Genomic DNA, 10324 nt, shown 5'->3' with positions numbered 1-10324 from the left:
CATCCACGTCGTTCCCAAGATGCCGAACGGCGTGGATGGCCGGGCCTTCGCCGCGCCGAAGCGGCTTCGGCCGCGCAGGCGGGACAAGCCCGGCCATGACGCGGTGTCGAGAGGAGGGCAGGACCCCGATCGCAAGATGCGATCAGCCCGCGCTCATGCCGGGGACAGGCGCCGCAACTCAGTGCGTGCCCTTGTCTCACGCCCGCTGCGCATGCACCGGAGCCGCGACCGGTCCCACCGGCACGTTCCAGATGTCGTCGGCATATTCGCGGATGGTGCGGTCGGAGGAGAACCAGGCCATGCGCGCGACGTTGAGGATCGAGGCGCGGGTCCAGGCCGGCTCCGACTGCCAGCGCGCGTCGACGCCGCGCTGGGCCGCGTAGTAGGAGTCGAAATCGGCCGAGACCATGTAATGGTCGAGATGGCGCAGCGCATGCGCGATCGGCTCGAAGCGGCCGGGCTCGCCGGGCGAGAACAGGCCGGAGGCGATGGCGTCGATGGCGCGGGCCAGCCGCGGCGAGCGGCGGATCACGTCCGTGGCGTCGAGGCCCTGCTGGCGGCGCAGCATCACGTCGCCGGCCTCCATGCCGAAGATCGCGATGTTGTCGGCACCGACATTGTCGCGGATCTCGATGTTGGCGCCGTCCAAGGTGCCGATCGTGATCGCGCCGTTGAGCGCCAGCTTCATGTTGCCGGTGCCGGACGCCTCCATGCCGGCGGTCGAGATCTGCTCCGAGAGATCGGCCGCGGGAATGATCGTTTCCGCCAGGCTGACATTGTAGTCGGCCATGAACACGACCTTGAGCTTGCCGCCGATCGCCGGGTCGCTGTTGACGACCTCCGCGACGTCGTTGATCAGCTTGATGATCAGCTTGGCGTAGCGGTAGCTAGCGGCCGCCTTGCCGGCGAAGATCTTCACCCGCGGCACCCAGTTGCCTTGCGGATCGTCCTTGATGTCGAGATACAGCGCCACCGCTTCGAGGATGTTGAGCAGCTGCCGCTTGTATTCGTGGATGCGCTTGATCTGCACGTCGAACAGCGCGCCCGGATCGAGCCGCACATTCATGCGCTCGCCGATCAACCGCGCCAGCTGCACCTTGTTGTGGTGCTTCACCGCGCGGAACTTCTGGTGGAAGGCGGAATCCGCGACGTAGCTCTCCAGGCTCGACAGCAAGGTCGGGTCGTCGACGATGGCGTCGCCGCAGGCCTCGCGCAGCAGGCCGGTCAGCTTCGGGTTGGCGAGCGTCAGCCAGCGCCGGAAGGTGATGCCGTTGGTCTTGTTGGTGATGCGGCCGGGATAGAGATGGTTGAGATCGTGGAACACGGTCTCCTTCATCAGGTCCGAATGCATCGCCGAGACGCCGTTGATGCGATGCGAGCCGACGAAGGCGAGCTGGCCCATGCGCACGCGGCGGCCGCTCTTCTCGTCGATCAGCGACACCGAGGCGCGGTAGTCGATATCGCCCGGCGCGCGCTGCTCGGCGAGCGCCAGGTGCTGCGCATTGATGCGGTAGATGATCTCGAGATGCCGCGGCAGCAGCCGCTCGAACAATTCGACCGGCCAGGTCTCCAGCGCCTCCGGCAGCAGCGTGTGGTTGGTGTAGGAGAGCGTGGCGACCGTGATCTTCCAGGCCTCGTCCCAGCGGAAATTGTGCAGGTCGACGAGGATGCGCATCAGCTCGGCGACGGCGAGCGAGGGGTGCGTGTCGTTGAGCTGCACGGCGGCCTTCTGCGCGAGACTGCGCAACTGGCCGTCGGAGCCGAGATGGCGCTTGACGAGGTCCTGCAGCGAGGCCGAGACGAAGAAATATTCCTGCCGCAAGCGCAGCTCGCGGCCCGCCGGGCTCTCGTCGTTCGGATACAGGAACTTGCAGATCGCCTCCGCGCGGGCCTCTTCCGCGGACGCGCCGAGATAGTCGCCGGAGTTGAACACGTCGAGCTTGAGCGGATCGGGCGAGCGCGCCGACCACAGCCGCAGCGCATTCACATGCTGGCCCCGCCAGCCGACGATCGGCGTGTCGTAGGCCACCGCCTGCACGGTCTCGCCGGGATGCCAGATCGCGCGGTCGCGGCCCTTGTCGTCGACGTGCTCGACGCCGCCGCCGAAATGGACGTGATAGACCACCTCGGGCCGCTGGAATTCCCAGGGATTGCCGAATGACAGCCAGACGTCCGGATATTCGTGCTGCCAGCCGTCGACGATGACCTGGCGGAACAGGCCGAAATCATAGCGGATGCCGTAGCCGATCGCCGGGATCTGCAAGGTCGACATGCTCTCCATGAAGCAGGCCGCGAGCCGTCCCAGGCCGCCATTGCCGAGCGCGGCGTCCGGCTCGCATTTGCGCAGGTCCTGCAGGCCGACGCCGAGATCGCCGAGCGCGGTCTCGAACACCTTCATCAGGCCCATATTGTTGAGCGCGTCGGTGAACAGCCGGCCGATCAGGAATTCGAGGCTGAGATAATAGACGCGCTTGCGCCCGGCGTCGTAGCTCTCCTTGTCGGCGGTCAGCCAGCGATGCACGATGCGGTCGCGGAGCGTCAGCGCCGCGGCGTGATACCAGTCCTGCTGCGTCGCCTGGCTCGCCTCCTTGCCGATGGTCAGGCGAAGCTTGGCCAGGATGTCGCTCTTGATCTCGGCGACGGCCAATTCGTCGACGGGCTGGCCGGTGCTAACGAAGCTGCGCTGGGACGGCTGATCTGTCACCTTGAAACCTGTGATGCTACGAGGAACCGGTAAAAGCATACGATGGTTGCGCGCGGTCCGAAACCCGGGGAAAGGCTGGTCCGCACAGCAAGGTGATGGAAAAATATGCAAAGTTCGGGCCGAAGTTCCCAGAGAGGAACGCGCTAACCTCCTGCAGCTGCACAAGTGGATCGAAACAAGTCTCCTCCTCGTCATCCCGGCGAAAGCCGGGATCCAGACTCACCGGCCAAAGTTGAGGCCCGACAAGTCGCTCCAATCGGGGTTTTCCTTTTCGATCAGCTCGACCTTCCAATCGCGATGCCAGTTCTTGAGCTGCTTCTCGCGGGCGATGGCCTCCAGCGGGCTCGCGAACCTCTCGACGTGAACCAGGCGAAAAACCTTGTATCTGCTGACGAACTTTGAGCCCCGCCCGGCACGGTGGTCTTCGAGGCGCTTCCTGACATCATTGGTGATGCCGATGTACAGCGTGCCATGATGCCCGCTGGCGAGAATGTAGACCGTCCATGCAGCTTCGGCGCTCATCGGTCCGTGCAAACCAAAGGTCTGCGGTGGCTATGGGTCCCGGCTCGGGGGCCGGGACGACGACAATTGACTTCCTTTTTCGATCAGAACAAATTAAGAACAATTTAGCAAGCGATCGTTATCCTTCGTGCGATTCGATCCGCCCCCCGGCAGCCGTGCATCACGTGAGGACACCATGTCCAACACCGCCTTCGATCCTCTGGCCCTGACCCGCATTGCCGATTTTGCGCGCACGCTGACGCGGCTGCACAAGACGGCGCGCCGCCGGGCCGTCGACGACGACCAGATCGACCGCGCGTTCAACGCCGTCTGCATGTCGGTCTGGGGCTACACCACCGACGACATTTCCGACGACCTGTTCTCGGCCACCGACCACACCTTCCTCGATGGCCTCGATGAGGCGCGGGCGCGCATCTTCGCCGCCGAACAGGGCTACGACCTCGTCGACGACGAGGGCATGCTGACCGACTGGTGGGGCTTCTGCTGGATGATCCTGGCCGAGAAGCGCGGCCTGCTGACGCCCGACAACCGCGCCGCCGCGCGGGCGGCGATCGAAGAGAAGTACCTGGAGGCGCCGAACGTCATCGGCGTGATCGTCGGACGCTAGCCCGACACCCGGTCATTGCGAGCTTCGGCGGGCAAGTCGCCTCGCTCGCAACGACGAAGGCCTGGACTCAATCCACATCCGCGCGCTTGGCGCGGCCGGTGGCCGGCTTCGGTGCAATCGTGAGCGGCGGCGCGACGCTGACATTGCCTGCGCTGGCGTCCGGCGGCATCGCGGCGAGCGCATCGGCTGCCAGCATCTCGGCGCGCACCGGCGCCACCTTCATCTCGCTCAGCTTGGCCCGCATGTCCGAGTTCAGCCCGGGATAGGAGGCGACCGGCTTGAAATCGGCCGGCTGGCCGCCGCTGCCCCGGGTGCCCGAATAGGCGACGAGGCCGTCGCTGGTGGCGACCACGTCGCCGGGGCGCAGCGAGGTGTCGAGCGACAGATCGACCGGCGCGAGTCCGGCCGGATCGCGGCCGTTGCAGGTGCAGTCGGCGCGCAGCGCCTGGCGATAGGCGAACGCGGTGTCGCTGTCGGCATAGCGCTCGCCATTGGCTGACGTGGCGTAGTCGATGTTGGAGCCGAAATAGACCTTGGTCGGGCTCGCCGGGCAGAACGCCTGGCACATCTGCACCGGCGAGGCGAGGCCGCGCGTCAGCGGGAAATAGCGCCCGTCGCAGGTGCGCACGCAGAACGCCGCGCCCGATCCGCCGGACGACGCCGCCCGCGGCTGCGGGGCGGCTTGCGGACTGGTGCCGAACGGATCGGCGAAGAAGCCGCCTTGCGCCGGCCGTTGCGCCTGCGGCTTGTTGAAGCCACCGAACAGGAGATCGAACAGGCCCTGTGCCTGTGCCCTCTGCGGCGTCGCCGCACCGGCAGCGACGAGGCCGACGGCGCCAGCGACCGCCACGCGGCGACAGATCAGCCGAAACGACAACACGCTACGCAACGCCCGCTCCCACGCGCCAAAGATCACCGCAAAGCCCGGTGCGGATGCTCGAGATCCGGACCGCGTCGATCATGTATGATCGAATGCGCCCAGGCCCTGAAGGGCATCGCGCCATCAGCTTTGCGGTAACCTTAACGAGTGCTGGTAAATGAGCGGTGTGCGTCGGCGAAGAAAGCCACGCTCTGCCTCAGAGGAATTCGCGGGCCTTGTACAGCGCGCGGAACGGCAGGCCGGCGGCGGCGAAGGCCTCGGCGGCGCCTTCCTCGCGGTCGACCATGGTGAACACCAGCGACACCTCGGCGCCCGCCTCGCGCAGGGTCTCGACCGCCTTCATCGCCGAGCCGCCGGTCGTGGTGACGTCCTCGACCACGACGATGCGCTTGCCGGCCAGCGTCTCGTCGCGCGTCAGTCCCTCGATCGCCAGCTTGGCGCCATGCTCCTTCGGCTTCTTGCGCACGAAGAAGGCGGCGATCGGGTGGCCCTTGATCCAGGAGATCTGGGCGATCGCGCCGGCCAGCGGCACCGCGCCCATCTCCAGCCCGCCGATCAGGTCGTAGCCGTCGTCCTTCAGCGCCTCATAGGTGAGCTCGGCGAGCAAAGTGGCGCCCTCCGGGTCCATCATGGTCGGCTTCAGGTTGAAGTAGAAATCGCTCTTGCGGCCCGAGGCCAGCGTGACCTCGCCGCGGCCGAACGAACGCCTGCGGATGATCTCGAGGAGGCGGGCGCGGGAGGCGGATTTGGACACGGCGTTTTCCCTTAAGGGGTCGGTTCTCGGGAGGCGCAATCTATCGGGCTCGGACGCCGGAGACCAGCGGCCACGACGACCCATCAACAACGCTACGTTTGGAGCGACGCGCAGTTTCGAGCTAATGAAGCCGTGCCCGGCACGGACGATCGGCCAAGACCGAGCGATAGACCCAGCGGAAGGATGCCATGACGATCGAGCTGCACACCTGGAACACCCCCAACGGCCGCAAGATCTCGGTCGCGCTGGAGGAGATGGGGCTGTCCTACCGCGTCATCCCGGTCGACATCACCAAGGGCGCCCAGATGGCTCCGGCGTTCCTTGCGATCAGCCCGAACAACAAGATCCCAGCCATCGTCGATCCCGCCGGGCCCGAGGGCAAGCCGGTCAGCGTGTTCGAATCCGGCGCGATCCTGCTCTATCTCGCCGAGAAGACCGGCCAGTTCCTGCCCAAATCGCTCGCCGAGCGGATCCCGGTCTATGAATGGCTGATGTGGCAGATGGGCGGCTTCGGGCCGATGCCCGGCCAGGTGCATCATTTCATTGCGCTCGAGAACGAACAGGACCGCGCCTACGGCCTGAAGCGCTACATGGCCGAGACGGTGCGGTTGTACGGCGTGCTCGACCGCCGCCTGGCGCAGCACGAGTTCGTGGCCGGCGCGCTCTCGATCGCCGATTTCGCCATCCTCGGCTGGGCCTGGCGCCACCCCCGCCACAAGGTCGACCTCGCCGACTTCCCCCACGTCAAGCGCTGGTACGACGCCCTGATGGCCCGCCCGGCCGTCAAACGCGGCATGGAGGCGAAGCTGGATTGAGCGAACAGCGCAGCACGGCGTCCGCTGCCGGACCCTCATGGTGAGGAGCGCCGCGCTTGCGGCGCGTCTCGAACCATGAGGCCACATCGGGGCCTCGCCCTTCGAGACGCCCGCCTGTGGCGGGCTCCTCAGGGTGAGGGTTGAGCTTGGTGGGTTGAGACTGGTGGGTTGAGCCAGCAAGGCTCCGCATGGAGCACGACCCGGATGGCGGCAGAAGGCCAGACCGCGCTATCCCCGCCGCGCCTCCAGCGCCATCCGCACCGCCAGGCCGGCCAGCACCGTGCCCATCAGATAGCGCTGCACCAGCGTCCAGGCCGGCCGTGTCGCCAGGAACAGCGCGATCGATCCGGCCGCCATCGCGATCATGGCGTTGACGCTGACGCTGATCACGATCTGGATCGCGCCGAGCACCACCGACTGCGTCAGCACGCTGCCCGCCGAGGGATCGATGAACTGCGGCAGCAGCGCCAGATACAGCATCGCGATCTTCGGGTTCAGCAGATTGGTGACGAGCCCCATCAAGAACAGCTTGCGCGGGCCGTCGATGGCGAGCGTCTTCACCTGGAACGGCGAGCGTCCGCCGGGCTTCACCGCCTGCCAGGCCAGATACAGCAGATAGGCCGCTCCGGCGAGGCGCAGCGCGTCATAGGCGAAGGGAACGGCGAACAGCAGCGCGGTGATGCCGAACGCCGCCGCCAGCATGTAGACCAGGAAGCCGACCGCGACGCCGCCGAGCGAGACCAGCCCCGCCGCATGGCCCTGCGTGATCGAACGCGAGATCAGGTAGATCATGTTCGGTCCCGGCGTGAGCACCATGCCGAACGAGACGAGCGCGAAAGCGAGCAGGGAAGAGGCGTGGGGCATCGGTCACCAGCGATCGAACGCTCCGACATCTAGCGGTCATGTCCTGCCTGCGCCACGCCGGAATTGCACCCGGTGCAATCCGGCGCGGCGGGCCTTCACGCGCTTTATCGCTTGCAGCCGAGCTTGGCGATCTCGACGCGGCGGTTCAGCGCGCGGCCCTGGTCGGTGCCATTGTCGGCGACCGGGCGGGTCTTGCCATAGCCGTGCGAGGTCAGCCGCGCCGCGGCGACGCCGTGTTGCGTCAGCCACGTCCTGACGCTGGCGGCGCGCGCATCCGACAGTTTCATGTTGTAGTCGTCGCCTCCGACATTGTCGGTATGGCCCTCGATCTCGGCATTGAGGTCGGGACGCGCGGTGACGAGCGCCGCGACCTTGCTGAGCAGCGGCTCGGACTCCGGCTTCAACGACGCCTTGTTGAAATCGAACAGCACGCCGTAGAGCGGCAGATGGCAGTCCTTGTCGAGCTTGCTGGCCAGATCCTCGGCGCCGAGATCGACCACGGAGAAGCTGAGATTGGCGCCATACGCGTAGTCGAGCCTGGCCCAGATGTCGCGGTTGTCGCGCGTGTAGTGCGCGATGACCGTCCCCGCTTCCCCGGCCTCCTTGTCGGTCGCGGGATAGGTCACCTGCCAGCCGGCCTTGCTCAGCGCGGCGCGGTACTCGGCGACGAATTGCAGCTTCGAGAGCGTCGTCGGCCCCTGATAGCTGCGGACGACGACGCCCTGGCCGACCAGCGCCGGCTCGTCGCCCGCGCCCGGCCGGGTGACGTCGAGCGGACCATTGCCGCGCCCTTCGCCCTTGCGCGTCGAGCCCGGATAGGGCTTGAGGTAAGGCAGATCGTCCTTGTCGGCGACCTTCTCCGGCTTCGCGGCCGGCGGCGCCAGCGAGAGCGCCGGTGCGGCGTCGCCACTCTCGATCATGTTGACATTCACGGCGGCCTGCGGCCCATCCATCTTGACCGCAAGCCAGGCCTCCGTGCCGCCGCGGACCAGGTGCATCGTGAACTGATCCTTGTTGTCGTTGACCTGGACCAGCTGCCAGCCCGCCGCGAGCAGCGGGCCCTGCATCGCCTTGAAGATGCGCTCTTCCGTGCCGTTGTAGTAGCCGGGCGCGGGCTCGCCGGCGGCGGGCTTGTAGGTCAGCCAGCGCTGGAAATGCCGGCCGCGCCGCACCGTCATCGTGCCCGACGCATCGCTCGCGAATTCGTCCTCGGCGAGGGTCTCCTTGAGCTGCTGCTGGGCATCGATCACGATCTGCCCCGGAAACTTCACCGTGTCCGGAAAGCCGAGATCGGCCAGCGCCGGCGTCATCGACCACATCGCCACACCGGTCATCAGCGCGACGCCAAACACTTTCGAGATCTGCAAGCGAATTCCCCCAATCGAACCATGACAGCGATGCGGGCCCGCATCCGGGCGCGCGTCGTGTCAGTTGGTCGCGGCAGGGGAGCGAACGTTCAGCGCCGGGAGACGGGAGAGAGCGCCGGCTGGCGCATGACACCGCGAGCGGCGGCGCTGGCGAACAGCAGGCTCAGGAGCATGGCCGCCACGAACGGTAGCGAGTGACCGATCATGGCCAGCAGGCACGCGCCGAGCGCGACCACCAGGCCGATCTCCCATGGAGCGATCGATTCGCCGGCGTCGGTCCGTGACTTCCAGTGTAGCGCCAGCCCGGCCGCGACCATCGGCATGTCGTAGATCATCGCATAGGGCGTGGCGATGATGCTGCCGATCGCGACCAGCGCGATCACGCGGGCATCGATGCCGCGCCGGCTCGCCCGCCAGATCACGACCGCTACCGCGCATGACAGCGCGAGCTGGACGGCATAGCCGAGCGCCGGCGGCGCATGGATCGCGTGCACGCCCGCCATCACCGTCGGCATCATGTGGTCGAGGCTCGCCTGGTTGGCCGCGAGCAGCACCTGATAGCTTGGAAAGCGCGCGATCCACTGCAGCCAGATCGCGTTGTCGATCAGGACGCTGGTGATGAGGGCGACGAGCACGGTGGTGCCGACCGCGGCGAGAATGGCGCGCCAGCTGCGCGAGGCCAGCAGCACGACCGGCATCAGCAGCACGAATTGCGGCTTATAGGCGAGCAGGCCGAGCAGGCTGCCGGCGATGACCGGATGGCGCGAGAGCAGCCGCAGGCCGCCGATCATCAGCGCCGCCGAGAGAAAGCCGTTCTGGCCGGTGATCGCGTTGATCAGCGTCGTCGGCGCGGCGAGCAGCGCCAGGCCCGCCAGCGAGCGCCAGTCGCGGCCGAGCGTCGCCAGCCCATAGGCCGCGAATGTCGCACCCATCCAGACCGCATAGGCGACCGGCAGCGCCAGCAGGCCGAGCGGAATCAGCGCCAGCAGGAAGGTCGGCGGATAGGGATAGGGAAAGCCGCCGCCGCCAAGCGCGGGGTCGAGCTGCTGCTGATAGTCGGCGAGCGCGAACGGATCGTAGATCGCGGCGCCGAACCGGGCCGCGAACTTGCCGAACGACCACAGGCCGGAGAAGTCGCCGAATGCCGGTTGTGGCGACGACAGCGCCCAGCTGGCGAGATAGGCGGCGTTATACAGCGCGACCGCGACCAGCAGGATCAGCACTGCGCGCCGGTCGCGCGTCGTCGCGTCAGATGCGGCTGAGACCGCGGTCATGGAGTTCGTCGAGGCCAGGTTCGTCGGCGCCATCGGGGACTTCGTGGCAGGAGGCTTGATCGATGCCGTCGCGATCGCTCGCGTGCGGTCCCCATCGACCTTGCCAAAGCGCGCTGCACGTCGTGTTACCGTGCGTCCAACCGGCCAATCGCGCTCTCATCGTGCCTAATGATGGGTAAACCGCCGCGGTCCCAGGGCAATCGCATGTGACGGTCGCAGATTTGTGCTTTTCTCTTTCCACGTCGTCATGGCCTGGCTTGTCCCGGCCATCCACGTCGGCCGGCATGCTGAGAACGACGTGGATGCCCGGGCCTTCGCCGCGCCGAAGCGGCTTCGGCCGCGCAGGCGGGACAAGCCCGGGCATGACGGAGTGTCTGATCGGCAGGATCGCTCGTTAAGGGACTCCGTACCTCCACATGCGATTGCCCCTTGGCCGCGTCCCTGGTGACCGTGCCGGCGGCGTCGTGGCTCCGTGCGAGCGGTCCACGACTGCATTTTTCTGTTGCTATTTTTCCGAATTCATGTTCTGATCCGCGC

9 protein-coding genes are annotated in these 10324 nt (G+C 66.8%); 2 read left to right on the top strand and 7 right to left on the bottom strand.

All coding sequences use genetic code 11. The features are described 5' to 3' along the window. Positions 1-196 precede the first annotated feature (196 nt). Positions 197-2704 (bottom strand): glycogen/starch/alpha-glucan phosphorylase, encoded by a 2508-nt coding sequence (locus tag BRAS3809_RS29445; protein WP_008965664.1) that lies wholly within the window; start codon positions 2702-2704, stop codon positions 197-199. A gap of 219 nt (positions 2705-2923) precedes the next feature. Continuing rightward, the gene (locus tag BRAS3809_RS29440) at positions 2924-3226 is read right to left on the bottom strand and encodes a GIY-YIG nuclease family protein (protein WP_008965663.1); all 303 of its coding nucleotides are present in this window, start codon (positions 3224-3226) and stop codon (positions 2924-2926) included. A gap of 175 nt (positions 3227-3401) precedes the next feature. Between BRAS3809_RS29440 and BRAS3809_RS29435 the strand changes: the two genes are divergently transcribed. Next, positions 3402-3833: a hypothetical protein gene (locus tag BRAS3809_RS29435; protein ID WP_008965662.1), complete on the top strand. Its 432-nt coding sequence runs from the start codon at positions 3402-3404 to the stop codon at positions 3831-3833. A 67-nt stretch (positions 3834-3900) separates the two neighbouring features. Here the strand turns inward: BRAS3809_RS29435 and BRAS3809_RS29430 are convergent, their stop codons facing one another. Next, positions 3901-4722, bottom strand: a complete 822-nt coding sequence (locus tag BRAS3809_RS29430) for a DUF2865 domain-containing protein (RefSeq protein ID WP_008965661.1) — start codon at positions 4720-4722, stop codon at positions 3901-3903. A 187-nt stretch (positions 4723-4909) separates the two neighbouring features. Beyond that, positions 4910-5467: an orotate phosphoribosyltransferase gene (pyrE, locus tag BRAS3809_RS29425; protein WP_008965660.1), complete on the bottom strand. Its 558-nt coding sequence runs from the start codon at positions 5465-5467 to the stop codon at positions 4910-4912. A 188-nt stretch (positions 5468-5655) separates the two neighbouring features. On the opposite strand from pyrE, the gene BRAS3809_RS29420 reads away from it, so the two are divergent. Next, on the top strand, positions 5656-6282 hold the full coding sequence (locus BRAS3809_RS29420; RefSeq protein ID WP_008965659.1) for a glutathione S-transferase family protein: 627 nt from the start codon (positions 5656-5658) through the stop codon (positions 6280-6282). Between the two features lie 228 nt (positions 6283-6510). Here BRAS3809_RS29420 and BRAS3809_RS29415 read toward each other — a convergent pair whose 3' ends face one another. The 3 genes from BRAS3809_RS29415 to BRAS3809_RS29405 form a co-directional block, all read right to left on the bottom strand. Further along, positions 6511-7146: a LysE family translocator gene (locus BRAS3809_RS29415; RefSeq protein ID WP_008965658.1), complete on the bottom strand. Its 636-nt coding sequence runs from the start codon at positions 7144-7146 to the stop codon at positions 6511-6513. Between the two features lie 104 nt (positions 7147-7250). Next, a complete protein-coding gene (locus BRAS3809_RS29410) occupies positions 7251-8513 on the bottom strand; it encodes an OmpA family protein (protein WP_008965657.1) in 1263 nt (420 codons plus the stop codon). Between the two features lie 89 nt (positions 8514-8602). Then, positions 8603-9820: a glycosyltransferase family 87 protein gene (locus BRAS3809_RS29405; protein ID WP_240535802.1), complete on the bottom strand. Its 1218-nt coding sequence runs from the start codon at positions 9818-9820 to the stop codon at positions 8603-8605. Between the last annotated feature and the right edge of the window lie 504 nt (positions 9821-10324).

The organism is Bradyrhizobium sp. STM 3809, assembly GCF_000239795.1.
Lineage (GTDB): Bacteria > Pseudomonadota > Alphaproteobacteria > Rhizobiales > Xanthobacteraceae > Bradyrhizobium.
This window is presented reverse-complemented; position numbering and strand designations above follow the sequence as displayed.